Below are 23,832 nucleotides of genomic sequence, written 5' to 3' on the forward strand. Positions count from 1 at the left end.
CGGGCGCGGCTCAGGTCAGCAAGCCCATCGCGTCCTGCGCTGCCCGAAGCGTCGGGGTGGCAAGCGCCCGCGCCTTCGCCGCGCCCTTGTCGAGAATGGCCTCGATCGCGCCGCGATCGTCGAGCAGGCGCACCATCTCGTCGCGGATCGGCCCCAGCGTCGCGACGGCGAGATCGGCGAGCGCGGGCTTGAACGCGCCGAACCCTTGCCCGGCGAACTGCTCCACCACCGCCTGCGGCGTCCGGTCGGCGAGTGCGGCGTAGATCGTCACCAGGTTGCGCGCCTCGGGCCGGTCGGCGAGCGCCTCCCAGCTGTCGGGCAACGCCTCGGGGTCGGTCTTCGCCTTGCGGAACTTGTCGGCGATGGTGTCATCGCTGTCGATCAGCTTCACCACCGATTGCTCGGACGGGTTGGACTTGGACATCTTGGAGGACGCATCGCGCAGCGACATGATGCGCGGCGCGGCGGCGCTCACCAGCGGCTCGGGCAGCGTGAACAACCCGGTCGCATAGTCCGCGTTGAACTTCGTCGCGATATCGCGCGCCAGCTCCAGATGCTGTTTCTGGTCCTCGCCCACCGGCACATGCGTGGCGTTGTAGAGCAGCACGTCGGCCGCCATCAGCACCGGATAGTCGTAGAGGCCGATGCTCGCGCCCTCGCGGTTCTTGCCCGCCTTGTCCTTGAACTGCGTCATGCGGTTCAGCCAGCCGACGCGGGCGACGTTGTTGAGCAGCCAGGTGAGTTCGCTGTGCGCGGGCACGCGCGTCTGGTTGAACAGGATCGAGCGATCGGGATCGATCCCCGCCGCCACCAGCGTCGCGGTCATCTCGATCGTCTGCGCGCGCAGGTCGGCGGGCGCGATCCATTCGGTCAGGCCGTGAAGATCGGCGATGAAATACAGCGTCTCGCCGCCGGACGCCTGAACCTGGTCCTGCATCGCGACCCATTGTTTCACCGCACCAAGATAATTGCCGAGGTGGAGATTGCCGGTGGGCTTGATGCCCGAAACGACGCGCTGGGTCATGACGATCGGCTCTTGCGCTGGAGGAGGGTGTGGATGTCGCCGAGGCGGAACGCGCCCGTCGCCAGCGTCGCGATCGCATAGACGACGCCGCCGGTGGTGACGAGCACGAGCATCGCGCCCCAGCGTTCGATGCTGCGCCCGGTGACGAAGGGCTGGAACAGCGTATCGAGGAAATACATCGCCACGCCCATCAGCAGCGCGGCCACCAGCAGCCGCCACGCGCGCCGCACCAGCCGCGCATCGGGGGCGAAATGGCCGCGCGCGACGAGCGTGCGGTAGAGCAGGACGACGTTCACCGTGCTGGCGATTGCGGTCGCCAGCGGAGGACCCATATGCTTGAGCGGCACGATGAAGGCGAGGTTGAGGACCAGGTTCACCGCCATCGATGCCATCGCGTAGCGCACCGGCGTCCTGGTGTCCGAACGCGCATAATAGCCAGGCGTCAGGACCTTCACGAGAATGTAGGACGGCAGCCCGATCGAGAAGGCGGCGAGCGCCTGTGCGGTGTAGATGCCGTTCTGCGCGGTAAAATGGCCGTGCTGGAACAGCGCCGCGACGATCGGCCGGCCGCACACGATCAGCGCGACCGTGGCGGGCAGGGTGAGGAACAGCGCGAGCTCCATGCCGCGATTCTGCGTCTCCATCGCCTCGCGCTCCTCGCCCCGGCCGAGCTGGCGCGAGATGGTGGGCAGCAGCACGGTGCCAAGCCCGATGCCGATCAGTCCGAGGGGAAGCTGGTTCAGCCGGTCGGCATAATAGATGTACGACACCGATCCGTGCGCCAGGAACGCGGCGGTGAGCGCGGTCGAGATGACGAGGTTGATCTGAACCGCGCCTGCGCCCGCCGCCGCCGGCCAGATCAGCTTCAGCAGGTGGCGCACGTCCGCATCGAGCCGCGGCAGCCGCAGATGCAGCGTCACGCCCGCGCGCCTGCAGGCATACCAGAGCCAGAGGAGTTGGAGCATGCCCGAGACCGTCACCGCGATCGCCTGGTTGCGCGCGGTCAGCAGCGGCTCGCCATGGAACAGCAGCAGCGCGGCGATCAGCGTCGCGTTCAGCAGGATGGGCGCCGCCGCCGCGATCCAGAAGCGGTGGAGCGAATTGAGGATGCCGCCCAGCAGCGAGACGAGGCTGATGAGCAGCAGATAGGGAAAGGTGATCCGCGACAGCCCGACCGCAAAGGCGAATTGGTCGTGGCCCACATGGTTGAAGCCGCCGGTCAGCGCCCAGGTGACGGGCCAGGCGGCGAGTTCCATCACGACCGTCATCAGGATCAGGACGGGCAGCAGCACCGACAGCGCGCGTTCGGCAAACGAGATGCCGTCGACAAGGCCGTTGCCCGCCGGGTCACCCACCTTGCGGTTGAAGAGCGGGATGAACGCCGCCGAGAACGCGCCTTCCGCAAACAGAGCGCGGAACATGTTGGGGAGGCGAAACGCGATCTGGAACGCGTCCGAGGCGAAGTTCGCGCCCATGTAGCGCGCGAACAGCGAATCGCGGATGAGCCCCAGCACGCGGCTGGCGAGCGTCAGCCCGCCGACCGATCCGAGCGCGCGGTTGAGGTTCATCGGGCCGTCCGCGCGCGTCCGTTCAGGCCTGGCCGAAACCGGCGACGTTGGGCTGCGCGCCCTCGGACTGCTGGACGTAGAGCTGGGCGAAATCGATCGGCTCGAGCAGCAGCGGCGGGAAGCCGCCGTCGCGCACGCAATCGGCGAGCACGCGGCGCGCGAACGGGAACAGCAGGCGCGGCGCCTCGCCCAGCAGGAAGGGCTGGACATGCTCGGCCGGGATGTTGCGCAGCCCGAACAGCCCCGCATAGGACAGATCGACGATGAACGCGACCTGGCCCTCGCCCTCGGCGCGCACCTCGATCTTCAGCGTCACCTCGTGCACCTCCTCGCCCACCTGCGCGGCGGCGATGTTGAACTGCACGTCGATCCCCGGTGCGGTCTGGCTCTGGTAGATGGCGGGTGCGTTCGGATTCTCGAACGACAGGTCCTTCACGTACTGCGAGATCAGGCCGGCGGCCGGGCCGGTGTCCTCGCCATTGGCGAAGGGCTGGTCCACCACGTTCATGCCGGTGTTCTGGTCGTCCATCGCATCGAGTCCTTGGGTGATCGGGTGGAGGGAACGAAGCGGCATCGTCGCGCGTCCGGTTCCCGTTGGATGATCTGGCGCGTAGCAGCGCGCCGGGGACGTTTCAACGGCAAGCCGATTGCGCGATCGCGCTGGCGCTGGGCCAACGGGTTTGAATAGCGGCGCCGTTTCGCCTATATCGGTATGCAAGATCGGAGGCACGGTGTTCTTTGTAGTCCTTCTCGCGATGGTGGCGGGGTTCCTGGCGCTTCGCCTCTATGGCGTGCTCGGCAAGCGTACCGGCCATGAGCAGCAGCCGCTGCCGCGTGCCGCCGAGGATCGCGGTGTCGCGATCGCGGTGCCGCGCACCGTCGACATGGTGCCCGAGGCGCGCGAACCCGCCAACCGCAACATCGACCCCAGGGCCGAAGCCGGGCTGCGTGCGATCGTCGCGGGCGAGCCCGGCTTCGACGTCGCCCAGTTTCTCGGCGGCGCGCAGGCCGCGTACCGCATGGTGCTCGAAGCGTTCTGGAAGGGCGACGACGCGGCGCTCGCCGAACTCGCCCAGCCCGATGTTCGCGCGGCCTTTGCCGATGCGATCGCGGCGCGCGAGGCGGCGGGCGAAGTGCTCGACAACCGGCTCGTCACGATCGAGCGCGCGATGATCGTCGATGCGGGCCTTTCGGGCCGCGAAGCGCGGATCACGGTGCGCTTCGATGCCGACATCGCCGCGGTGACTCGCGATTCGGACGGCATGCTGCTGGCCGGGTCGCTGACCGACGCGGTCGCCACGCATGATCTGTGGACCTTCGCGCGGACGCTCAAGAGCAGCGATCCGAACTGGAAGCTCGCCGACACCGATGAGGCCTGAGGCCGTGCGGCCTGTGCGGATCGTGGCGGCCACGGCGATGGCGCTCGCGCTCGCCGCGTGCGGTGGCCGGATCGTCCCGCCCTCCACCGATTCCCGCACCGTCGCGCGCTCGCCGCGGCTCCCCTATCGGACCGGGGCCGAACGCGCGGGCACGCCCGTCGCGCGCGCGCCGATCGTTCCGTCGACCCCCATGACCGCAACGCCCGTCGTTCCCGTCGTGGGCGCCGGCACCGCGTTTGCGGCGGGGGTCGTCGCCGGGCCACCCGTGGCGTCGCTGCCGATCGACGAGCGCCAGGCCGCAGGAACGGTGACAGCCTTCGCATTATCCTGCCCCGGGCTGATGCGCCGAACGGATGCGTCGGGCCTGACGCGCGGCGCGGACTGGCAGGGTGCCTGCGCGGCCGCCGCCGCGGTCCAGCCGGGCGGTGCGCGGGCGTTTCTCGCGCAATGGTTCGAGACGGTGCAGGTTGGTGACGGCCGTGCCTTCGCGACTGGCTATTACGAGCCCGAGATCGCCGCGTCGCGCGATCGGCGCCAGGGGTATGACGTGCCGATCTATGGCCGGCCGGACGATCTGGTCGATGTCGATCTCGGCCAGTTCGCCGCCGATCTGAAGGGCCGCAAGATTCGCGGCCGCGTCGATCGCACCAATTTCGTGCCCTATTATGATCGCAGCCAGATCGAGCGCGGCGCGCTGGACGGACGCGCGCCGGTGATCGCCTGGGGCGCGGATCCCGCTGCGGTGTTCTTCCTCCAGATCCAGGGCTCGGGCCGGTTGCGGCTGCCCGACGGCGCGATCCTGCGGGTCGGCTATGCTACGCAGAACGGGCGCGATTATACCGGCATCGGATCGCTGATGAAGGCGCGCGGGCTGCTCGGCCCGGGACAGTCGTCGATGCAGGGGATCGTCGCCTGGCTCCACGCGCACCCGACCGAGGGTGCGGCGCTGATGGACGAGAATCGCAGCTTCGTCTTCTTCCGCCAGATCGACGGCGCTCCGCGGGGTGCGCTCGGCTATGCGGTGACCGGCGGCGTCAGCGCGGCGGCGGATCCCAAATTCGTGCCGCTCGGGGCGCCGGTCTATCTCTCGCTCGACCGCGCGGACGCGACGGGCCTGTGGGTCGCGCAGGATACCGGCGGCGCGATCAAGGGCGCGAACCGCTTCGACACTTTCTGGGGTGCGGGCGCGCAGGCCGAGGCGATCGCGGGCGGCATGGCCGGGCGCGGCACCGCGTTCCTGCTGCTGCCGATCGGCACGCTGGCCCGCGCGAGCGGCGGCTATCCGGGAGGGTCGGCGGGTGCGCCCGCTCCACGCTGACGAGGCGCAGCTCTGGGCGCGCGTGATGGCGAGCGTCCGTCCGCTCCGCCCGGCCGCGCCGACGCCCGCACCTGTCGTGGCCACGCCGGCCAAACCCGAAAAGCCGCCCAAGGCCAAGGCCATCCGCACCCCCGTGGTGCCCGCGCCGCCGCCGCTCGCCAAGGCGCCACCGCGCGCGCCGCGCCCCGGCGTCACGCTCGACGGCGGCTGGGACAAAAGGCTGACCAAGGGCGCGGTGGTGCCCGATACCGCGATCGACCTTCACGGCCATACGCTCGCCTCGGCGCACGCGTTGCTCGATGCGGGGCTCGATCGCGCGATCGGCAATGGCGACCGCGTGCTGCTGCTCGTCACCGGCAAGCCGCCGCGGCCCGAAAGCGAACGCCCGCATGCGCGCGGCGCGATTCGCGCGGCGGTGCAGGATTGGCTGATGGCGTCGCGCCACGCCGGGCGGATCGCGGCGGTGCGCGGCGCGCATCCGCGGCATGGCGGGCAGGGCGCGCTCTACATCATTCTGCGGCGGTCGCGCGGCGGATGATGCCTTCGTAGATATCGGCGAGCGCGCGCAGGTCGGCGATCGCCACTGCCTCGTCCACCTTGTGCATCGTTGCGTTGACCAGCCCGAACTCCACCGTCGGGCACAGCTTCGATAGGAAGCGCGCGTCCGACGTGCCGCCGGTGGTGGACAGTTCGGGCGTGATCCCGGTGCGTTCGGCGATCGCCTCGGCGACGATCGTGGACAGCATGCCCGGCGCCGTCAGGAACGCCTCGCCCGACACCCGGCCGGTGACGACCGCGTCGGGCGCGTATTGCAGCGCGAGTTCGCGAATCCGCGTCACCAGCGCCTCGCCCGACTGTTCGTCGTTGAAGCGGATGCTGATCCGCGCCGAGCCGCGCGCCGGGATGACGTTGTGCGCCGGATTGCCCACGGTGATGTCGGTGATCTCGATATTGGACGGCTGGAACCAGCCATTGCCCAAATCGAGCACCAGCGCATCGATCGCGGCGAGCAGCGCCACCAGCCGGGGAATCGGGTTGTCGGCGAGCAGCGGATAGGCGACATGGCCCTGCCGGCCCGTCACGGCGATCGTGATGTTCACCGATCCGCGCCGCCCGATCTTGATCGTGTCGCCCAGCTTGTGCGCCGAGGTCGGTTCGCCGACGAGGCACAGGGCAGGCGCGATCCCGCGCGCGGCCATGCGTTCGATCAGCACCGGCGTGCCAAAAGTGGCGGGCCCTTCCTCGTCGCCGGTGACGATCAGGCCGAGCGTGCCCGCGTCGCTCCGCGCGGCGGCGGCCACGAACGCCGCCACCGCGCCCTTCATATCCACCGCGCCGCGGCCATAGAGCAGGTCGCCGCGGATCGTGCCGTCCGCCACGCTCCAGCCCTCGCCCGGCGGCACCACGTCGAGATGCCCGGCAAAGGCGAGATGCGGCCCGGCGCCCGCCCGCACCGCCAGCAGATTCTCGACCGGGCCATCGGGCGCGTCGCCGGTTACGAACCGGTCGACCGCAAAGCCGATGGGCCGCAGCGCCCCCTCCAATAGGTCGAACACCGCCCCCCGCGCCGGCGTGACGCTCTCGGCCCGCAGCAGCGCCTGGGCCAGCGACAGGGGATCGGTTATCGAGGCGGCATCCGTCATGGGAGGTGGCATTGCCCAAGCTCGATCTGGACACAATCCCGCAGACCACCGCGACCGGCTATCCGGCGGAATATGCAGCCCCCGTGGCGGGGCGCCATTATCGCCGGCTCGCGCCCGTGGCGGGGCTGACGCAGATGGGCGCGAGCCATGTCGTGCTGGAGCCCGGCGCCTGGTCGTCGCTGCGCCACTGGCACGACGGCGAGGACGAGATGGTGGTGATGCTGGCAGGCGAGGCGCTGCTGGTGGACGATGACGGCGAGCATGCGATGCGCGCGGGCGACGTCGCGGCCTTCCCCGCGGGCAGCCCCAACGGCCATCATCTGCGCAACACCGGCACCGGACCCTGCGTCTTCGTCGCGATCGGGGCGGGGCCGGCCAGGGGCGGCGGCTACTCCGATATCGACCTGATCTTCACCGCCGACGGCCGCTATTGCCACAAGGACGGCCGCGATTACGGCACGACGCGGGTCTGAGGCGGATCACTCCGCCGCGGGCTGCTCATAGCGCGCGATCACCCATTCCTCCTCCTGCGCGCCGGCGATCCAATCCTGCATGAAGCGGTGCTGGAGCACGGCATCCATATAGGGCGCGGCGAACCGTGCGATCGGCAGGCCGTAGGTGACGATGCGCGTTACCACGGGCGCGAACATGATGTCCGCCGCGCCGAACGCGCCGAACAGGAACGCCCCGTCGCCGCCGAACCGCGCGCGCGCCTGCGCCCACAATTCCATGATCCGCTGGAGCTCGGCCAGCACATCGGCATCGGGTGCGGCGGGCGCGAAGACCTGGCGCACGTTCATGCTGTGCTTGCGGCGCAGATTGGGGAAGCTCGAATGCATCTCGGCGGCCATCGATCGCGCCATCGCGCGCGCGGGTTCGTCCGCGGGCCAGAACCGGTCGCGCCCCACCTTGTCCGCCAGGTAATCGACGATGGCGAGGCTGTCCCACACCACCGCATCGCCGTCCCACAGGATCGGCACCTTGCCCGACGACGGCGCGAACTCGTCGCCCGCGCGGCGTTTCTCCCAGTCGGCGTCGTACATCGGCACGACGACCTCTTCGAACGGCAGCCCCGATAGCTTGCACGCGAGCCAGCCGCGCAGCGACCAGGAGGAATAGGCCTTGTTGCCGATGATGAGCTTCATGGGCGGCAGGCGTAGCGGGGCGCGCGGGCCGCCGCAACGGATCAACGCATCAACGCAGCTTGGCGATCGACAGTCCGTCCGCCTTGGCGCGGTCCTTCACCGATTCCTCGCTGCGCGTCATTGCCTTGGCGATCGCCTTCAGCGCCATGCCCTTCTTGGCGAGCAGGTGCAGCTTCTGGATCTCGTCCTGGGTCCAGGGCTGGCGGTGCCGCTCGAAGCCTTCCTTGGCCATGTCAGAACATCCTCATTGCGGCGTGACGCCATGGCTCGCGAGCCAGGCCGAGAAGAGCGTGGGCCATTGCGCTGCCGGCAACGCCGGATCGGCATGGAGGCCGAAGCCGTGACCGCCCCGCTCGAACAGATGCGCCTCCACCGGCACGCGCGCCGCGCGGGCGGCGGCCAGCAGCGCGATGCCGTTGTCCGGCGCCACGGTGCGGTCGTCGAGCGCCTGCGCCACGAACAGCGGCGGCGCGGCCGGGGTGATCCGCGCGTCGATCTCGTAGCGCGCGCGGGTCGCCGCGTCGGCGGTGCGGCCGAGCAGGTTGCGATAGGATCCGGTCTGCGGATCACGGCCGATGGTGACGACGGGATAGATCAGCCCGGCGAAGGCAGGCCGCGCCGAATGCGAATCGGCGGCGTCCACCGGCTTGTAGACGCGGTCGTCATGGCCGACGACGAGCGATCCGGCGAGATGGCCGCCGGCCGAGAAGCCGATCGTGCCGAGCCGGCGCGCGTCGATGCCGTAGCGCGCGGCGTTCGCCCGGATCAGCCGCATCGCCCGCTGCGCATCCTGGAGCGGCACGTCGGCGGGGTCCGCCCATCCCTCCTGCGGCAGGCGATAGCCGAGGACGAAGGCGGTGATCCCCTCGCGCGCGAATCGCTCCGCGATCTGCGTGCCCTCGTTCTGGATCGAGACGAAGCCATAGCCGCCGCCGGGCAGGATCAGCATGGCGCGGCCGTCGGGGCGGGCGGGGCGGAAGACGCCGACGATCGGATCGGCGATGCCGCGCAGCCAGAGCTGGCGATGGCCCGGCCGACCCTCCGCGCTGTCATGCGGCACGGGCGGTTCGGCGGGGGCACCGGGCGGGCGGCCGGGCCAGAGGCGGAACGATTCGCGCGGCGGCCAGATCGCGTGATCGCGCGCATCGGCAGGAGATTCCTGTGCGGCGCCGGCCGCCGCGGTGGCGGCGACGCCCAAGCCAATCGCGCTTCCGAGGACGGTACGGCGGTCGATCGGCATGCGTTGGTCCTCGGCTGGGGTCACGCCGCCATCCTAGGCGCGGCGGAACGCCCCGTCATCCCCGGCGGCGGGAATGACGGGCGCGTCTCGGCCTCAGGCGAACATCTTGCCCCAGGCGCGCTTGGCACGGTCCTTCCAATGGCCGCGGTGATAGGCGTCGCTGGCGAGGAGCGGCATCACCGACCCGGCTTCGGCGAAGACCATCTGCTCGATGCCGGTGTTCACCTTGCCCCAAGAGGCCGCTTCCTGCAGCGTCGAGGACGAGCAGGCGCCATCGCGCACGTCGGCGACGGTGATCTGCACGGCGTATTTGTGCACCTGCACGTCGTCATGGCCGAGGATCTCGGCGCAGACCACGGTGTCCTGGATGAAGTTCTTCGGCACGCCGCCGCCGATCATCAGCAGGCCGGTGGTGCCCGCCTTGATCTTGATATCGGTCAGCTCGCGGAAATCGGCGATCGCGTCGAGCACCATGTACGGCTTGCCCTCCTTCGCGCGATCGACCTGGTGCTTGACCAGGCCGAAGCCCGCCGAGCTGTCGACAAAGGCGGGGCAGAAGATCGGCACGTCATGCTCATAGGCGAGCTTGACGAGGCTGTTTTCCTTCTTGCCGTTCTCGACCAGATATTTGCCCATCTCGCGGATGAACGCGCGGCTCGAATAGGGGCGGGGCTCCAGGCTGTTCGCGATCTCGTAGATCGTGTGGTCGCAATCCTGGAGCTGCTCTTCGTCGATATAGGTGTCGTAGATCCGGTCGATCAGCAGCGAGCGCAGCGTGTCGTCGTCGGGCACCTCGAGCGCCTGATAATGTTTGTGACCCAAGCCCTCGAAGAAATCCATGTCGACGATCGAGGCGCCGGTGGCGACGATGCCGTCGACCATGTTGTTGCGCAGCAGCTCGGCATAGAGATCCATGCAGCCGCCAGCACTCGTCGAGCCGGCGATGACGAGGAAGATCGTGCAGTCGGGATCCGCCAGCATCTGGTTGTAGATCTCGGTCGCGCGGCCGAGATCGCGGCTGGTGAAGCTCATCTTCTTCATCGCGTCCACAATTGGACGCGCATCGAAGCTGGTGATGTCGATATGCTCGACCGTGGTCGAGAGCAGCTCCGCCTTGCGGGTGTCGTTGATGGTGTCGGTCATTTGCAGAAGGTCTCCATGGCCGTCGACCCCGCCGCGGCGGGATCAGGCCGTCCGCGCGGTGGTCCGGCGAAAGATAGCGTCATCCCCGCCGTTTGCGGGGATGACGGCTAGGTAGCGGATGTTACAGCTTGACGACGTTCGCCGCGATCCGGGGCAGTTCGCCCTCGTACAGCGACACCATCGGCTCGTCGTCCACGATCACCGTCTCGGCCGCGCCGAAGCCGTTGAACGCGGTGCGCATCGCCGATCCATAGGCGCCGAGCATCCCGATCTCGATATAATCGCCCGCCTGGGTGTCGGCGGGGAGCAGGAACGGGCCGGCCATATGGTCCATGTCGTCGCAGGTGGGGCCGTAGAAGCTGAACTCCACGTCGCGCGCCCGGCTGTCCGGCTCGCGCAGCAGCGTGACCGGAAAGCGCCAGCCGATATGCGCGGCGTCGAACAGCGCGCCATAGGCGCCGTCGTTGATGTAGAGTTCGGTCCCGCGGCGCTTTTCCACGCGCACGACGAGCGAGCTGTATTCCGCGCATAGCGCGCGGCCCGGCTCGCACCACAGCTCGGACGAATAGCTGACGGGCAGCGATTCGAACGCGCGATGGATGGCGTCGAAATAGCGCTCCAGCGGCGGGGGCTCCATGCCGGGATAGCTCGACGGAAAGCCGCCGCCGACGTCGATCACGTCCACCGTCACCGCCGCGTCGACGATCGCCGCACGGACGCGCTCCAGCGCGTTGGTATAGGCCTCGGGCGTCATCGCCTGCGATCCGACATGGAAGCAGATGCCGAGCGCATCCGCCGCCTGGCGGGCCGCGAACAGCAGCGCGCGGGTCTCGCCCGGCGCCGCGCCGAACTTGGAGGCGAGGCTGAGCTTCGAATGTTCCGACGACACGCGAAGACGGACGCACAAAGTCAGGTCCGCCGCAGCCTTCGTCGCGCGGACGATCTTCTCCAGCTCTTCCATGCTGTCGAGGCTGAACGTCCTCACGCCGTAATCCGCATAGGCCTGGGCAATGGCTTCCTCGGCCTTCACCGGGTGCATGAAGCACAAGGTGGCCTCGGGCAGCGTCTCGGCCACCAGCCGGACCTCGGCGAGCGAGGCCACGTCGTAATGCGTGATTCCGCTATCCCACAGGATGCGGAGAAGGTCGGGCGACGGGTTCGCCTTGACCGCATACATCGAACGACCCGGGAACTTCTCCGCGAAGAACCGGGCCGCACGCGCAGCGGCATGCGGACGAACGAGCGTCACCGGATCGACCGGTGCAAGTCTAGCGATATCGATGCCGCGAGCGGCGGTCGAATGGGTGGTCGCTAACCCCAACGCGCGATGATGCTTGTGCAACTCAAGGGACCTCCAAGTGGCTTGCGCCGAACGGTGAAAAGCTGCCTTGCGGTTGGAAGTCCCATGGGGCAGCGGAGGTGCGATTTAGGGTCGCATGCCCCCCCTGTAAAGTGGTTGTGCGCGATGGGAGATGAAATGTGACGATTGTGCGACAAGCGACCCGCGCCGGCGTCCGCGACGCCGCGGCCAAGATCGCCGCGATCCTGCCGCCGACGCCGCTTTTCGTGTTGCCGATCAAGGGGATAGCCGTCGCGTTCAAGGCCGAGTCGCTCCAGCCGATCGGTGCATTCAAGATCCGCGGCGCCTGGCACCGGCTGACCGCGCTGGACGATGCGGCGCGCGCGCGCGGCGTCGTCGCCTTCTCCAGCGGCAATCATGCGCAGGGCGTGGCGTGGGCGGCCAGGCGGCTCGGCATTGCCGCCACGATCGTGATGCCCAGCGACGCACCGCGCAGCAAACGCGAGGCGACATTGGCGCTGGGCGCCGAGGTGGTGGATTACGACCGCGCGACCGAGAGCCGCGAGGCGATCGCCGGCGCCCTCGCCGCGGCGCGCGGCGCCACCTTGGTGCCGAGCTTCGACGATGCCTGGATCATCGAGGGGCAGGGCTCGGCCGGGATCGAGGCGGCGGCGCAGATGGCGGCGCTCGGGCTGGGTTCGCCAACGCGCGTGATGGTGCCGTGCGGCGGCGGCGGGCTGGCCGCGGGGTTGGCGCTGGCGCTCCCCGATTCGGCGATCACCGTGGTGGAACCGGAAGGCTGGGACGACATGCGCCGCTCGCTCGAAGCGGGCTGGATCGAGCCGGTCAGCGCCAACCCGCCGCCCACCGCATGCGATTCGCTCCAGACACTGCGCGTGTCGTCGCTGACCTTCGACGTGCTGTCGCGCCGCGGTGCGCAAGGGTTGGCGGTGAGCGAGGACGAGACCGCGGCGGCGCAGCGCTGGGCAGCGGAAAGGCTGCGGCTGGTGGTGGAGCCCGGCGGCGCGGTGGCGTTGGCGGCGCTGCTTGCGGGCAAGCTGGCGGTGGAGCCCGGCATGCTCGTCATCCTGTCGGGCGGCAACGTCGATGTGGCGGGCTATGCGCGCGCGATGGCGGGTGGTGCGGGATGACCGGACGGCGCGGGTGAGGCCGCAGGCTCGACACCCTGCAACACCCATGCCCGCCCGGCCTGCGGCGTGTGGGTCACCCGCGCATAGGGTTGGGTGAACAGTCGCCGGACCTGCATCTTGACGAGCGAGCCGCCGGTGACGATCGCCAGCGCTGCGGCCTTCGGCATCGTCGCCATATGCTCGCCGATCGCGCGGATCACGTCCTGCGGCTGGATGGGGCAATCCGTCACGTCGATCACCATCACATAGCGGCGCAGCCGGTGGGCGACGAATTGCCGTTTCAGTTCATCGACATAGGTCGCCACTTCGACGGCCGTCATCAGGCCGCCCAGCTTCACCTCGATCATCGCCGAACGCACGTCGACGCCGATTTCGTACACGCTTCACCCTTGCCCATGATTGCCGCCGTCAGCCAGCGCAGGGCAGGCGTGTGGCGTCAACCATGGGCGTGCGCTTCGCCGTACCTAGGTTATCCCACGGCGATTTAGTCGGACTTTATCGTGCCGAGCGGCTCAGCGGATCGGGCTGTCCGGCGCCAGGCGCATGTCGAGATAGGTGTCCACGCTGTTCATGAGCTGCGGCATTTCATGCTCGAAGAAGTGGTTTGCCTTCGGGATGACGTCGTGGTGAATCGTGATGTGGCGCTGGGTGCGCAGCTTGTCGACCAGCTTCTGCGTGGCGCCGGGTGTCACCACCTCGTCGGCCTCGCCCTGGATGATGATCCCGGAGGAGGGGCAGGGCGCGAGGAAGGTAAAGTCGAACATATTTGCGGGCGGGGCGATCGAGATGAAGCCGCGAATCTCCGGCCGGCGCATGAGGAGCTGCATCCCGATCCACGCGCCGAAGCCGAAGCCGGCCACCCAGGTGGTCTGCGCCTCGGGGTGGAAGCTCTGCACCCAGTCGAGCGCCGAGGCCGCGTCCGACAGTTCGCCGACGCCATTGTCGAACATGCCCTGGCTCTTGCCGACGCCGCGGAAGTTGAAACGCAGCGTCGCGAAACCGCGGCGCTGGAACGTCTTGTAGAGTTCCTGAACGATCCGGTTGTTCATCGTGCCGCCCGACGAGGGGTGCGGATGCAGGATCATCGCAACCGGCGCGCGCGGGCGCGGGGCGGGGGCAAAACGGCCTTCGAGACGGCCTTCGGGGCCGGGAAAGATGACTTCGGGCATGCAATACTCGCGACGAACGGGTGCGCGGGTGGAGCCCGCAGGATGCGGCGCTATATAGGCCGGAGCCATATTTTCGCAATTGGAACGATCCCCTGCGCATCAACCTCGATCATGCCGCGACCACGCCGATGCGACCCGAGGCGATCGCGGCGGTGGCGGACGGCATGGCGCACTGGGCCAACCCCTCCTCGCCGCACGCCGAGGGCCGCGCCGCGCGGGCGAGGCTGGAGGACGCCCGCGCGCGGATCGCCGCCGCGCTCGGCTGGACGGGCGAGGTGATCCTGACGAGTGGCGCCAGCGAAGCGATCGCGCTGGCGCTGCGCGGCCGGCGCGCGGTCCATGTCGGCGCGACCGAACATGATGCCGTGCTGCGCGCCGCGCCCGATGCGCCGCGGCTGCCGGCGGATGCGCGCGGCCTCGTGGCGGTACCGGTTCTGCCGGCGGGGGCAATCGTGGCGTTGCAGTGCGCGAACAGCGAGACGGGGGTGATCCAGCCGGCGTATCGCGGGCCGGCGCCATGGCTGGCGGATGCGGCGCAGACGGCCGGACGCTATCCCTTGCCCGATGCCGATCTGATCGTCGTCTCGGCGCACAAGATCGGCGGGCCGCCCGGCATCGGCGCGCTGCTGGTGCGCGATCTCGCCTTGCTCGAGCCGGTGGGCGGGCAGGAGCGGGGTTACCGGGCGGGCACCGAGAACATGCCGGGCGCGCTCGGCTTCGCCGCCGCGCTGGAGGCGCCGCGCGGCTGGGTCGACGGCATGGCGTCATTGCGCGGCGCGCTCGACGATGCGGTGCGTGGCGCGGGCGGCGTGGTGATCGCGGACGCGAGCCCGCGCATCCCCACGATCGCCGCCTATCGCATGCCCGGCCTGTCGTCCGCGGCGCAACTGATCCGCTTCGACATGGCGGGCTTCGCGGTGTCGGCGGGCAGCGCCTGTTCGTCGGGTAGCCTGCGGCCGAGCCATGTGCTCGCCGCGATGGGGATCGCCGCCGAGGATGCGGCCGAGGTGGTGCGCGTGAGCTTCGGCTGGACGACCACCGCGGACGATGTGGCGCGTTTCGCGGATGCCTGGGTGCGGGTGGCGCGGCGATGACCTATCTCGACTATCAGGCCACCACGCCGCTCGCGCCCGAGGCGCTGGCCGCGATGCTGCCCTGGCTCGAATCGCAACATGCCAACCCGCATTCGCCGCATCGTCCGGGCCGGATGGCGCGCGCCGGCGTCGAGGTGGCGCGCGATCAGGTCGCCGCGCTGCTGCCGCCGGGCGGACGCACCGCCTTCACCAGCGGCGCGACCGAGGCGCTCAACTGGGCGATCAAGGGCACCGACGGCCCGATCGTGACGCTCGCGACCGAACATGCCGCGGTGCTCGACACGGTGGCGGCGAGCGGGCGGCCGGTCACGCTGCTGCCCGTGGGGGCGGATGGGCTGGTCGATGCCGATGCGGCGGCGGCGGCGATCCGGCCGGGTACGGGGCTGGTCGCCGCGATGCTGGTCAACAATGAGATCGGCGTGATCCAGCCGGTCGCGACGCTGGCGGCGCTGGCGCACGCCGCGGGTGCGACGATGCTGTGCGACGCGGTGCAGGGCTATGGCCGCGTGCCGATCCCACCGACGTGCGACCTGGTCGCGCTTTCCGCCCACAAGGTTCATGGGCCGAAGGGCGTGGGCGCGCTGTGGGTACGCGACGGCACGCCGCTGGCGCCGCTGCTCCATGGGGGCGGGCAGGAGGCGCCCGGCCGGTCGGGCACGCTGTCGCCGGCCTTGTGCGCGGGCTTCGGCGCGGCGGCGCGGCTGATGGCCGAGCGGGCAGAGGACGATGCCGCGCATGTCGAGCGGCTGTGGACGCTGGCGATGGCACGGTTCGTAGCCGCCGGCTGGTGGCTCAACGGATCAGCCGGCGCGCGCTACCACGGCAATCTGAACGTGCGGCGTACGGGGCTCGACGTGAACCGGCTGATGTCCGATTTGCGCGACGTCGCCTTTTCGGCTGGATCGGCCTGCGCCAGCGGCTCGGGGCGGCCGAGCCATGTGCTGCGCGCGATCGGCCTTGGCGACGCGGAGGCGCGGTCGAGCATCCGGATCGGCTTCGGCCGCTACACCGGCGAGGACGAGCTGGCGCGCGCGATCGACGCGATCCTGGCCGCGCCATGATCCGCGTGCGGTTCGAGGGGCGCGCGGCATGCGACGCGGAAGGGGCGCCCGGCGAGACGCTGCTCGCGCTGGCGCAGCGCGCAGGCCAGCCGCTGGAGGGCACTTGCGGCGGCCAGATGGCGTGCGCCACCTGCCATGTGATCGTCGCCGCCGCCGATTTCACGCGGCTGCCCCCGGCCACTGCGGACGAGGAGGACATGATCGATTTCGCCGCATCCGCCACGCGCCACAGCCGGCTCGCCTGCCAGATCCGGCTGACGCCCGCGCTCGACGGGCTGTGCGTGCGGATCCCCTGACGCCTTTCGCGGAGGCAACGGGGTGTTCAGGGAACGTGCAGTGCCACTGTCGCATTACACCGTCATGCCCATTCCGGGCTTCGAAGGAGCGCCAGATGAAACTGTCCCTGATCCTTGCGGCCGGCGCCTTGGCGGTCGGTACGGTGGCGACGGTGCCCGCCGATGCGCAACGCTGGCACGATCGCGGCCATCACGACGATCGCGGCTATGGCCATGGCGGCCCCGGCTGGCGCGACGGCGGCCATGGTCGCGACGGCTATGGCTATCATCGCGGCTGGCGCGGCGGCCATCACGGCCGGCTGGTATGCCGTTACCGCTACGGCCATCGTCGCTGCTTCCGCGTCTGAACTCTGTGTTATAACCATCCATAAACAAAGGAGAATATCATGAAGATCGCGACCCTCATCATCGCCGGCCTCACCGCCGCTGCCTCGCTCGCCCCCGTCGCCGCGCAGGCGCAGCGCACGGTGGTGCACGAGCGCACCGTTGTTCGCCACGACCGCGTGCATCATGCCGCGCGCCGCGTGTGCACCACCCAATGGCGCCACCATCACCGCGTCCGCACCTGCCGCACCGTTCGCCGCTGAGGCGTTCGTTCGCTCCCGCCCGGCCTCGGTCGGGCGGGGGTTGAACCCGGCAGACGGTTGCGTCATAGGCGGCGCGGGAGTCGGGCGGACGTGGTCGTCGCCAACCCGGTCAGGTCCGGAAGGAAGCAGCCGCAACGATTTCGCCGCGGGTCGTTCCGGCTCCCACCGCTCCCCTTACGATAGCCAGGCAGGTCCGGATCGGCCGATCCGTTTCGATCCTCTGCTTGGCACCTTCGCCAACTTAGACAGCGCCCGCGCCAGCCGCTATGCCGTCCGCGATGTCCGACTCATTCGATCTCGGCGAGCCGCCGCAGCCGCCCAAGGCGGAAGCGTATCGCGTGCTCGCCCGCAAATACCGGCCGCAGACCTTCTCCCAGCTGATCGGTCAGGAGCCGATGGTGCGCACGCTCGGCAACGCGATCAAGCGCGACCGGTTGGCGCACGCCTTCCTCATGACCGGCGTGCGCGGCGTGGGCAAGACGAGCACCGCGCGGCTGATCGCCAAGGCGCTGAACTGCGTCGGCCCGGACGGGCAGGGCGGCCCGACGATCGACCCCTGCGGCGTCTGCGAACCCTGTCGCGCGATCGCGGAGGGCCGTCACATCGACGTGATCGAGATGGACGCCGCGAGCCACACCGGCGTTGACGACGTACGCGAGATCATCGACGCCTCGCGCTATGCCGCGGTGACCGCGCGCTTCAAGATCTACATCATCGACGAAGTCCACATGCTGTCGAAGAACGCGTTCAACGCGTTGCTGAAGACGCTGGAGGAGCCGCCGCCGCACGTGAAGTTCCTGTTCGCCACCACCGAGGTGAACAAGGTGCCCGTGACCGTCCTGTCGCGCTGCCAGCGCTTCGATCTGCGCCGCATTCCGGCGGAGATGCTCGCGGCGCATTTCCTTGCGGTCGCGACGGAGGAAGGCGTCGTCGCCGAACCCGAGGCGCTGATGCTGATCGCCCGCGCGGCGGAAGGGTCAGCGCGCGACGGCCTGTCGATCCTCGATCAGGCGATCGCGCATGCCGGGCTGGAGGGCGGCGGCGTCACTGCCGAGGCGGTGCGCGCGATGCTCGGCCTGTCCGATCGCGGCGCGGTGCGCGATCTGCTGGGGCTGGTGCTCGCGGGCGATTCGCTGGCGGCGCTCGACTCGCTACGGCGGCAATATGACTATGGCGTCGATCCGCTGTCGGTGCTGCGCGCCCTGCTGGAGACGGTGCACGGCGTCACCCTTGCCAAGATCGGCACGGCACCCGACGTGACGCAGGCCGCCGAGGAGCGCGCCGCGCATGCCGGATGGGCGGAGCGCCTGTCCTTCCCCGCGCTTCACCGGCTGTGGCAATTGTTCCTGAAGGGGCATGACGAGGTGGCGCGCGCCGCGTTGCCGATCGAGGCCGCGGAGATGGCGTTGCTGCGCGCGATCCATGCCTCGTCGCTGCCCGACCCCGGCGAACTCGCGCGCGCGATCGCGAGCGGCGCAGCGCCATCGTCGGCGCCGGCCGCCCTGCCGGCTGCGGCGGCGCCCGCGATCGCCGCGCCGGTGGCCGCCGGCCCCGTGCTGCCCGCGACGTTCGAACAGCTCGTCGCCGATCTCGACGCGCATGGTGCGCTGGCGCTGTCGGCCCGCCTGTTCAACGGCGCGCGGGTGGTCCGCTATGCGCCGCCCGAGATCGTCTTCAGCGGCAGTCGCCCGATGGCGGCGGATACGCTATCCGAACTGATCGCGGTGCTGCGTCAGGTCACCGGGCAGGCGTGGAAGCTTGGCTTCGACGACGTGCCCGGTGAACCGACGCTCAAGGAGCAGCGCGACGCCGTGGCCGAAGCGGAGCGGCAGGCGGTGCTCGACACCCCGATCGTGCGCGCGGCGTTCGCGGCTTTCCCCGATGCCGTGCTCGAAGACTGGTCCCCAAGACGGAGCGTACAGTGAACAATCTCGAAGACATCATGGCCATGGCGCAGAATGTGCAGGCCGAACTGACCAAGGCGCAGGACAATCTCGACACGATCGAGGTCGAAGGCGTCGCGGGCGGCGGGCTCGTCCGTGTGAAGGCGTCGGCGAAGGGGCGGATCATCGGCCTGTCGATCGACGATTCGCTGATCGTGCCGGCGGAAAAGCAGATGCTGGAGGATCTGGTGGTCGCGGCGTTCAACGACGCCCGCGCGCGCGCCGACGCCGCCTCCAGCGCCGAGATGGCGAAGATGTCGAGCAGCCTGCCGCTGCCCCCGGGCTTCAAGCTGCCGTTCTGATCGTGCCCGTTCCCCCGGCTCGGGCCGGGGGAACGGGATCAGCCGGCGACGGCGATGCCGTGCAGCTTCTTGCCGAAGCCGATCTTGTCGCCGGGCACGACGATCGCGTCATAGCCCGCGACGCGGACGTCGTTGAGGCGCACGGCGCCCTCGTCGATCTTGCGCTTGGCCTCCTTGTTCGATGCGGCGAAGCCGATCGCGACGAGCACGGCGACGATCGGCAGGCCGGCGTCGACCGCGACCGTCGGCAGCGATTCGCCCGTCGCGCCCTCTTCGAAGGTGCGCCGTGCGGTTTTCGCGGCGGCCTCCGCGGCGGCACGGCCACGGCACATCGCGGTGGCCTCGTTCGCCAGCACGATCTTGGCGGCGTTGATCTCGGCGCCGGGCAGCGCCTCCAGCCGTGCGATCTCGTCGAGCGGCAGATCGGTGAAGAGGCGAAGGAAACGGCCGACGTCGCGGTCGTCGGTGTTGCGCCAGAATTGCCAGTAATCGAAATGCGGCAACTGGTCTTCGTGGAGCCAGACGGCGCCCGCCATCGTCTTGCCCATCTTGCCACCGTCCGCAGTCGTGATGAGCGGGGTGGTGACGCCGAACACCTCGGTGCCGTCCATCCGCCGCGCGAGTTCGATGCCGTTGACGATATTGCCCCATTGATCGCTGCCGCCCATCTGCAACCGGCATCCGGCGCGACGCGACAGTTCGAGAAAGTCGTAGGCCTGTAGGATCATGTAGTTGAATTCGAGGAAGCTGAGCGACTGTTCGCGATCGAGCCGCAGCTTCACCGAATCGAAGGCGAGCATCCGGTTGACCGAGAAATGCTGGCCCACGTCGCGCAGGAACGGGATATATTCCAGCGCGTCGAGCCACTCGGCATTGTCGAGCATCACCGCATCGGTCGGGCCGTCGCCGAAGACGAGGAAGCGTTCGAAGATCCGGCGGATCGAGGCGACGTTCGCGGCGATCCCGTCTTCCCCGAGCAGCTTGCGCGCCTCGTCCTTGAAGCTCGGATCGCCGATCTTGCCGGTGCCGCCGCCCATCAGCACGATCGGCTTGTGGCCGCTCTGCTGAAGCCGGCGGAGCAGCATGATCTGAACCAGGCTGCCGACATGGAGCGAGGGCGCGGTGGGATCGAACCCGATATAGCCGGGCACGATCTGCCGCGCCGCGAGCGCGTCGAGCGCGGCCGCATCGGTCATCTGGTGGACATAGCCGCGCGTGGCGAGCGTGGTGAGCAGATCGGACTGGTAGGTCATGCGCGGCCGGTTAGCATGCACCCCCGCACGCGTCACGTCCGGGGCAATTGCCCGAGCGGATCGACCGGGGTGCGGCCCTTGCGGAGCTCGAAATGGAGTTCGGGGCGATCCGCGAACCCGGTGTCGCCCGACAAGGCGATCGTCTCGCCGCGCCTCACGCTCTGGCCGCGCCGCACGAGCAATTTGCTGGCATGGCCATAGACGGTGGTCCACCCGTCGCCATGCTTGATGATGACGAGCCCGCCGAGCGCCGCGATGCCGTCGCCGACATAGGCGACCACGCCGTCCGCCGCCGCCCGGATCGGCGTCGATACGGGTACGGCGATCTTGATCCCGTCGTTGCGCTCGCCGCTGGCACCGGGGCCGAAGCGCTTCACCACGCGCCCGTCCACCGGCCACAGGAAGCCGCCGCTCAGCCGCGCGGGTGCGACCACGACGGCGGTCGCGGGCAGCACGCGCGAGGGGGTGGGCGCGGGGCGGGCGGGCGCCTGGTTGCTGGCGAGCGCGGGCTCGCCGCCGGTCAGGATGTCGTCGACGTCGAGCTTGAACGCGGCGGCGCGCTCCGCTCGGCTGGGCGTGCGTCCGTCCTCGCCGCCCGGAATGACGATCCGTTGGCCGACGCGCAGCGTATAGGGTTCCTCGAGCGCGTTCGCCGCCACGATCCGGGACCATTCGATGCCGTAAGCGCGTGCGATCGCGATGCCGGTCTCGCCCTGCCGCACCAGATGGTAACGCCCCGCCGGGATCGTGAGCCGCTGCCCGGCGCGGATCGTGAACGGCGGCGGCAGGTCGTTGGCGCGCGCGATGGCCTCCGATCCGGCGCCGGTCACATCGGCGACGCGACGCAACGTGTCGTCCGGCTTCACGATATAGGTGGACGCCGCGATCGTGCGGGCATCGGCCGCCACGGGCCGCGACTCCCAGGCCGGGCGCGGTGCGGCCAGCTTGACCACCTGCGGCTCGTCGATGCGCGACGCCCGATCATAGGGCGGCTCGGGGGGCGGGTCCGAATCGCGCGTCTCGCGATCGGGCAGCCGCTGTTGTGGCCGTTCGCCGCGATAGGGCGGATCGACGCTGGGAATACAGGCGGAGAGCGTTGCCACCGCCGCCAGTGCCAGCCCCGATCGCCGCATCGTGCGCTCCTCACCCAAGCCCATAAGCCTGGTGCAGCATAGCAAGCGATGCGGCATGCGTCAGGTCGAGATGCAGCGGCGTGACGGAGACATAGCCCTCCGCTACGGCGGCGAGATCGGTGTCGGGCGACGGCGTCGATTCCGTCTCGCCCATCGAGAACCAGTGATAGGGATAGCCGCGCGGATCGGTGTTGGTCACGATCCGCAAACGGCCATAATCGCGAAAGCCCTGATGGGCTATGCGGATGCCCTTGACGGATTCGGCGGGCTTGGCCGGGAAGTTGATGTTGACGAGCGTTCGGGGCGCCAGCGGCGCATCGATCAGTGGCGCCAAGGCGCGCTCGCCCCAAGCGGCGGCGGTATCGAACGGCACCGCATCGCCCAGCCCCTCGCGGCTATAGAGCTGACTGAGCGCGATCGAGCGAACCCCGGCGAGTGCCCCCTCCATCGCCGCCGAGACCGTGCCCGAATAGGTGACGTCCTCGGCCAGATTGGCGCCGCGGTTGACGCCCGACAGGATCAGATCGGGCGGCGAATCCTTCATGATCTGCGCCAGCGCCAGCATCACGGCGTCGGTCGGCGTGCCCGCCACGGCGAAGCGGCGATCGTCGAAGCGGCGGATCCGGAGCGGGCGGGTGAGGGTGAGCGAATGGCCGGTGCCCGATTGTTCCTCGGCCGGCGCCACCACCCACAGATCGTCCGAGAATTTGGCGGCGATTGCCTCCAGGATCTTGAGGCCGGGTGCGTGATAGCCATCATCGTTGGTGAGCAGGATGCGCATCAGCGTGGTTCCAACCGTTCGAGGCCGCCCATATAGGGCCGCAGGATGTCGGGGACGACGACGGAGCCGTCGGCCTGTTGATAATTCTCGATTACCGCGACCAGTGTGCGGCCGACCGCGAGGCCCGATCCGTTGAGCGTGTGGACGAAGCGCGTCGCCTTTTCGCCCTCCGCCCGGTAGCGCGCACTCATCCGGCGCGCCTGGAAATCGGTGCCGTTGGAGCAGCTCGAAATCTCGCGATACCGCTGCTGGCCGGGCAGCCACACCTCCAGATCGAAGGTGCGCGCCATCGAGAAGCCCAGGTCGCCGGTGCACAGCAGCATGCGGCGATAGGGGAGATCCAGCGCCTCCAGCACGCCTTCGGCGATCCGCGTCATCCGTTCGTGTTCGGCGTCCGATGCCTCCGGCGTGGTGATCGAGACCATCTCGACCTTTTCGAACTGGTGCTGGCGGATCAGCCCGCGCGTGTCGCGCCCGGCCGAGCCCGCTTCCGAGCGGAAGCAGGGCGTGAGCGCGGCAAAATGCAGCGGCAGTTCGGCTTCGGTCATGATCCGTTCGCGGACCATGTTGGTGAGCGACATCTCCGCGGTCGAGATCAGCCAGCGGCCATCGGTGGTGCGGAACAGGTCCTCGGCGAATTTGGGCAACTGGCCCGTCCCGAACGCCACCTCGTCGCGCACGAGCAGCGGCGGCGACACTTCCTCGAAGCCGTAATCGTTCACCAGCCGATCGAGCATGAACTGGCCGAGCGCGCGGCTGAGCCGCGCCATGCCGCCGCGCAGCAGCGTGAAGCGTGCGCCCGCCAGCGCCACGCCGGTGTCGAAATCCATGCCGAGCGCAGGGGCGATGGCGTCGTGCTCGCGCGGCGGAAAATCGAACGTCCGCGGTGTGCCCCAATGGTGCACCAGCACATTATCCTCCTCGTCCGTGCCTCCGGGCACGTCGGAGGCGGGATGGTTGGGGATCGCGGCCAGCCGCGTGTCGAGCTCGGCGGCCGCGGCACGTTCGTCCTCTTCGAGCTGCGGCAGCCGCGTCTTCAGCGCGGCCACGTCGGCCATCAGTGCCTCGGCACGGACCTCGTCCTTCTGCGCCTTGGCCTGGCCGATCTGCTTGGACAGTTCGTTGCGCCGGGTCTGCGCTTCCTGCGCGGCGGCGATCGACTCGCGCCGGCGCTCGTCGATGGCGAGCAGCGAAGCGGCTTGCGGCGGAAGGCCACGGCGGGCGAGCGCGGCGTCGAAGGCGGCGGGATCGTCTCGGATCGCTCGGATATCGTGCATGGCGTGAGGCTATGGCGGGGCGGCG

27 protein-coding genes and 1 other RNA gene are annotated in these 23,832 nt (G+C 69.5%); 13 read left to right on the forward strand and 15 right to left on the reverse strand.

Features of this window, described 5'->3' with window-relative positions:
* Positions 1 to 10: 10 nt before the first annotated feature.
* The 3 genes from trpS to secB are packed head-to-tail and all read right to left on the reverse strand — an operon-like array spanning position 11 to position 3,121.
* On the reverse strand, positions 11 to 1,024 hold the full coding sequence (gene trpS, locus L8H00_RS09310; protein ID WP_242097010.1) for a tryptophan--tRNA ligase: 1,014 nt from the start codon (positions 1,022 to 1,024) through the stop codon (positions 11 to 13).
* On the reverse strand, positions 1,021 to 2,592 hold the full coding sequence (murJ, locus tag L8H00_RS09315) for a murein biosynthesis integral membrane protein MurJ (RefSeq protein WP_242097011.1): 1,572 nt from the start codon (positions 2,590 to 2,592) through the stop codon (positions 1,021 to 1,023). Before murJ ends, trpS begins: the two co-directional genes overlap by 4 nt.
* A 22-nt stretch (positions 2,593 to 2,614) precedes the next feature.
* Positions 2,615 to 3,121, reverse strand: a complete 507-nt coding sequence (gene secB, locus L8H00_RS09320) for a protein-export chaperone SecB (protein WP_242097072.1) — start codon at positions 3,119 to 3,121, stop codon at positions 2,615 to 2,617.
* Between the two features lie 202 nt (positions 3,122 to 3,323).
* Between secB and L8H00_RS09325 the strand changes: the two genes are divergently transcribed.
* From L8H00_RS09325 to L8H00_RS09335, 3 genes are all read left to right on the forward strand, one after another.
* Positions 3,324 to 3,971: a Tim44/TimA family putative adaptor protein gene (locus tag L8H00_RS09325; RefSeq protein ID WP_242097012.1), complete on the forward strand. Its 648-nt coding sequence runs from the start codon at positions 3,324 to 3,326 to the stop codon at positions 3,969 to 3,971.
* Between the two features lie 190 nt (positions 3,972 to 4,161).
* Positions 4,162 to 5,289 carry a murein transglycosylase A gene (locus tag L8H00_RS09330; RefSeq protein ID WP_242097073.1) on the forward strand — a complete coding sequence of 376 codons (1,128 nt, stop codon included), beginning with the start codon at positions 4,162 to 4,164 and terminating at the stop codon, positions 5,287 to 5,289.
* 25 nt (positions 5,290 to 5,314) lie between these two features.
* Complete coding sequence (locus tag L8H00_RS09335; RefSeq protein ID WP_242097074.1) at positions 5,315 to 5,827, forward strand: Smr/MutS family protein; 513 nt, start codon at positions 5,315 to 5,317, stop codon at positions 5,825 to 5,827.
* On the opposite strand, the gene dapE is transcribed toward L8H00_RS09335, so the two are convergent.
* Complete coding sequence (gene dapE / locus L8H00_RS09340; protein WP_242097013.1) at positions 5,799 to 6,932, reverse strand: succinyl-diaminopimelate desuccinylase; 1,134 nt, start codon at positions 6,930 to 6,932, stop codon at positions 5,799 to 5,801. The genes L8H00_RS09335 and dapE overlap by 29 nt on opposite strands.
* Positions 6,933 to 6,943: 11 nt before the next feature.
* Between dapE and L8H00_RS09345 the strand changes: the two genes are divergently transcribed.
* The gene (locus L8H00_RS09345) at positions 6,944 to 7,405 is read left to right on the forward strand and encodes a cupin domain-containing protein (RefSeq protein ID WP_242097014.1); all 462 of its coding nucleotides are present in this window, start codon (positions 6,944 to 6,946) and stop codon (positions 7,403 to 7,405) included.
* A 6-nt stretch (positions 7,406 to 7,411) separates the two neighbouring features.
* Here L8H00_RS09345 and L8H00_RS09350 read toward each other — a convergent pair whose 3' ends face one another.
* The 5 genes from L8H00_RS09350 to L8H00_RS09370 all read right to left on the reverse strand — a co-directional run bounded on the left by L8H00_RS09350 (position 7,412) and on the right by L8H00_RS09370 (position 11,802).
* A complete protein-coding gene (locus tag L8H00_RS09350; protein ID WP_242097015.1) occupies positions 7,412 to 8,077 on the reverse strand; it encodes a glutathione S-transferase family protein in 666 nt (221 codons plus the stop codon).
* 49 nt (positions 8,078 to 8,126) lie between these two features.
* Complete coding sequence (locus L8H00_RS09355; protein ID WP_242097016.1) at positions 8,127 to 8,309, reverse strand: SANT/Myb-like DNA-binding domain-containing protein; 183 nt, start codon at positions 8,307 to 8,309, stop codon at positions 8,127 to 8,129.
* Between the two features lie 12 nt (positions 8,310 to 8,321).
* Positions 8,322 to 9,341 (reverse strand): alpha/beta hydrolase, encoded by a 1,020-nt coding sequence (locus tag L8H00_RS09360; RefSeq protein WP_242097017.1) that lies wholly within the window; start codon positions 9,339 to 9,341, stop codon positions 8,322 to 8,324.
* Between the two features lie 69 nt (positions 9,342 to 9,410).
* Entirely contained in the window at positions 9,411 to 10,460 is a 1,050-nt protein-coding gene (locus tag L8H00_RS09365) for a deoxyhypusine synthase (RefSeq protein WP_242097018.1), read from the reverse strand.
* A gap of 121 nt (positions 10,461 to 10,581) precedes the next feature.
* Complete coding sequence (locus L8H00_RS09370; RefSeq protein WP_242097019.1) at positions 10,582 to 11,802, reverse strand: type III PLP-dependent enzyme; 1,221 nt, start codon at positions 11,800 to 11,802, stop codon at positions 10,582 to 10,584.
* Between the two features lie 137 nt (positions 11,803 to 11,939).
* Here L8H00_RS09370 and L8H00_RS09375 point away from each other — a divergent pair, with 137 nt between their 5' ends.
* Positions 11,940 to 12,911, forward strand: coding sequence for a pyridoxal-phosphate dependent enzyme (locus tag L8H00_RS09375; RefSeq protein WP_242097020.1), 972 nt, complete (start codon positions 11,940 to 11,942; stop codon positions 12,909 to 12,911).
* On the opposite strand, the gene L8H00_RS09380 is transcribed toward L8H00_RS09375, so the two are convergent.
* Both L8H00_RS09380 and L8H00_RS09385 read right to left on the reverse strand, forming a co-directional pair.
* Entirely contained in the window at positions 12,878 to 13,291 is a 414-nt protein-coding gene (locus L8H00_RS09380) for a hypothetical protein (RefSeq protein WP_242097021.1), read from the reverse strand. The genes L8H00_RS09375 and L8H00_RS09380 overlap by 34 nt on opposite strands.
* A gap of 132 nt (positions 13,292 to 13,423) precedes the next feature.
* Positions 13,424 to 14,080, reverse strand: a complete 657-nt coding sequence (locus tag L8H00_RS09385; RefSeq protein ID WP_242097022.1) for an alpha/beta hydrolase — start codon at positions 14,078 to 14,080, stop codon at positions 13,424 to 13,426.
* Between the two features lie 92 nt (positions 14,081 to 14,172).
* On the opposite strand from L8H00_RS09385, the gene L8H00_RS09390 reads away from it, so the two are divergent.
* The 8 genes from L8H00_RS09390 (at position 14,173) to L8H00_RS09425 (ending at position 19,363) form a co-directional block, all read left to right on the forward strand.
* On the forward strand, positions 14,173 to 15,174 hold the full coding sequence (locus L8H00_RS09390; RefSeq protein ID WP_277924358.1) for an aminotransferase class V-fold PLP-dependent enzyme: 1,002 nt from the start codon (positions 14,173 to 14,175) through the stop codon (positions 15,172 to 15,174).
* Positions 15,171 to 16,235 (forward strand): cysteine desulfurase family protein, encoded by a 1,065-nt coding sequence (locus tag L8H00_RS09395; RefSeq protein WP_242097024.1) that lies wholly within the window; start codon positions 15,171 to 15,173, stop codon positions 16,233 to 16,235. The genes L8H00_RS09390 and L8H00_RS09395 overlap by 4 nt, the downstream gene beginning before the upstream one ends.
* The gene (locus L8H00_RS09400; RefSeq protein WP_242097025.1) at positions 16,232 to 16,531 is read left to right on the forward strand and encodes a 2Fe-2S iron-sulfur cluster-binding protein; all 300 of its coding nucleotides are present in this window, start codon (positions 16,232 to 16,234) and stop codon (positions 16,529 to 16,531) included. The genes L8H00_RS09395 and L8H00_RS09400 overlap by 4 nt, the downstream gene beginning before the upstream one ends.
* A 95-nt stretch (positions 16,532 to 16,626) precedes the next feature.
* Positions 16,627 to 16,878: a hypothetical protein gene (locus tag L8H00_RS09405; protein WP_242097026.1), complete on the forward strand. Its 252-nt coding sequence runs from the start codon at positions 16,627 to 16,629 to the stop codon at positions 16,876 to 16,878.
* A gap of 39 nt (positions 16,879 to 16,917) precedes the next feature.
* On the forward strand, positions 16,918 to 17,118 hold the full coding sequence (locus tag L8H00_RS09410) for a hypothetical protein (protein ID WP_242097027.1): 201 nt from the start codon (positions 16,918 to 16,920) through the stop codon (positions 17,116 to 17,118).
* Between the two features lie 72 nt (positions 17,119 to 17,190).
* Positions 17,191 to 17,288: signal recognition particle sRNA small type (gene ffs, locus L8H00_RS09415), an RNA gene on the forward strand.
* A gap of 108 nt (positions 17,289 to 17,396) precedes the next feature.
* A complete protein-coding gene (locus L8H00_RS09420; protein WP_242097028.1) occupies positions 17,397 to 19,043 on the forward strand; it encodes a DNA polymerase III subunit gamma/tau in 1,647 nt (548 codons plus the stop codon).
* Positions 19,040 to 19,363, forward strand: a complete 324-nt coding sequence (locus tag L8H00_RS09425) for a YbaB/EbfC family nucleoid-associated protein (protein ID WP_242097029.1) — start codon at positions 19,040 to 19,042, stop codon at positions 19,361 to 19,363. The genes L8H00_RS09420 and L8H00_RS09425 overlap by 4 nt, the downstream gene beginning before the upstream one ends.
* A gap of 38 nt (positions 19,364 to 19,401) precedes the next feature.
* On the opposite strand, the gene tyrS is transcribed toward L8H00_RS09425, so the two are convergent.
* Genes tyrS through serS form a run of 4 tightly spaced genes read right to left on the reverse strand, consistent with a single transcriptional unit; the run spans position 19,402 to position 23,807 of the window.
* Positions 19,402 to 20,616, reverse strand: a complete 1,215-nt coding sequence (gene tyrS / locus L8H00_RS09430) for a tyrosine--tRNA ligase (RefSeq protein ID WP_242097030.1) — start codon at positions 20,614 to 20,616, stop codon at positions 19,402 to 19,404.
* Positions 20,617 to 20,648: 32 nt separating this feature from the next.
* Positions 20,649 to 21,749: a LysM peptidoglycan-binding domain-containing M23 family metallopeptidase gene (locus L8H00_RS09435; protein ID WP_242097031.1), complete on the reverse strand. Its 1,101-nt coding sequence runs from the start codon at positions 21,747 to 21,749 to the stop codon at positions 20,649 to 20,651.
* A gap of 10 nt (positions 21,750 to 21,759) precedes the next feature.
* A complete protein-coding gene (gene surE, locus L8H00_RS09440) occupies positions 21,760 to 22,530 on the reverse strand; it encodes a 5'/3'-nucleotidase SurE (RefSeq protein WP_242097032.1) in 771 nt (256 codons plus the stop codon).
* The gene (gene serS / locus L8H00_RS09445) at positions 22,530 to 23,807 is read right to left on the reverse strand and encodes a serine--tRNA ligase (RefSeq protein WP_242097033.1); all 1,278 of its coding nucleotides are present in this window, start codon (positions 23,805 to 23,807) and stop codon (positions 22,530 to 22,532) included. The genes surE and serS overlap by 1 nt, the downstream gene beginning before the upstream one ends.
* Positions 23,808 to 23,832: the final 25 nt, after the last annotated feature.

The organism is Sphingomonas sp. CROZ-RG-20F-R02-07 (assembly GCF_022662335.1).
In the GTDB taxonomy this organism is placed as follows: Bacteria; Pseudomonadota; Alphaproteobacteria; order Sphingomonadales; family Sphingomonadaceae; genus Sphingomonas.

Coding starts and splice junctions, on each gene's coding strand:
- trpS (WP_242097010.1), bottom strand. CDS start 1,024: ATGACCCAGCGCGTCGTTTCGGGCATCAAGCCCACCGGCAATCTCCAC.
- murJ (WP_242097011.1), bottom strand. CDS start 2,592: ATGAACCTCAACCGCGCGCTCGGATCGGTCGGCGGGCTGACGCTCGCC.
- secB (WP_242097072.1), bottom strand. CDS start 3,121: ATGGACGACCAGAACACCGGCATGAACGTGGTGGACCAGCCCTTCGCC.
- L8H00_RS09330 (WP_242097073.1), top strand. CDS start 4,162: ATGACCGCAACGCCCGTCGTTCCCGTCGTGGGCGCCGGCACCGCGTTT.
- L8H00_RS09335 (WP_242097074.1), top strand. CDS start 5,315: ATGGCGAGCGTCCGTCCGCTCCGCCCGGCCGCGCCGACGCCCGCACCT.
- dapE (WP_242097013.1), bottom strand. CDS start 6,932: ATGACGGATGCCGCCTCGATAACCGATCCCCTGTCGCTGGCCCAGGCG.
- L8H00_RS09350 (WP_242097015.1), bottom strand. CDS start 8,077: ATGAAGCTCATCATCGGCAACAAGGCCTATTCCTCCTGGTCGCTGCGC.
- L8H00_RS09355 (WP_242097016.1), bottom strand. CDS start 8,309: ATGGCCAAGGAAGGCTTCGAGCGGCACCGCCAGCCCTGGACCCAGGAC.
- L8H00_RS09365 (WP_242097018.1), bottom strand. CDS start 10,460: ATGACCGACACCATCAACGACACCCGCAAGGCGGAGCTGCTCTCGACC.
- L8H00_RS09385 (WP_242097022.1), bottom strand. CDS start 14,080: ATGCCCGAAGTCATCTTTCCCGGCCCCGAAGGCCGTCTCGAAGGCCGT.
- L8H00_RS09395 (WP_242097024.1), top strand. CDS start 15,171: ATGACCTATCTCGACTATCAGGCCACCACGCCGCTCGCGCCCGAGGCG.
- L8H00_RS09400 (WP_242097025.1), top strand. CDS start 16,232: ATGATCCGCGTGCGGTTCGAGGGGCGCGCGGCATGCGACGCGGAAGGG.
- L8H00_RS09405 (WP_242097026.1), top strand. CDS start 16,627: ATGAAACTGTCCCTGATCCTTGCGGCCGGCGCCTTGGCGGTCGGTACG.
- L8H00_RS09410 (WP_242097027.1), top strand. CDS start 16,918: ATGAAGATCGCGACCCTCATCATCGCCGGCCTCACCGCCGCTGCCTCG.
- L8H00_RS09420 (WP_242097028.1), top strand. CDS start 17,397: ATGTCCGACTCATTCGATCTCGGCGAGCCGCCGCAGCCGCCCAAGGCG.
- tyrS (WP_242097030.1), bottom strand. CDS start 20,616: ATGACCTACCAGTCCGATCTGCTCACCACGCTCGCCACGCGCGGCTAT.
- L8H00_RS09435 (WP_242097031.1), bottom strand. CDS start 21,749: ATGCGGCGATCGGGGCTGGCACTGGCGGCGGTGGCAACGCTCTCCGCC.
- surE (WP_242097032.1), bottom strand. CDS start 22,530: ATGCGCATCCTGCTCACCAACGATGATGGCTATCACGCACCCGGCCTC.
- serS (WP_242097033.1), bottom strand. CDS start 23,807: ATGCACGATATCCGAGCGATCCGAGACGATCCCGCCGCCTTCGACGCC.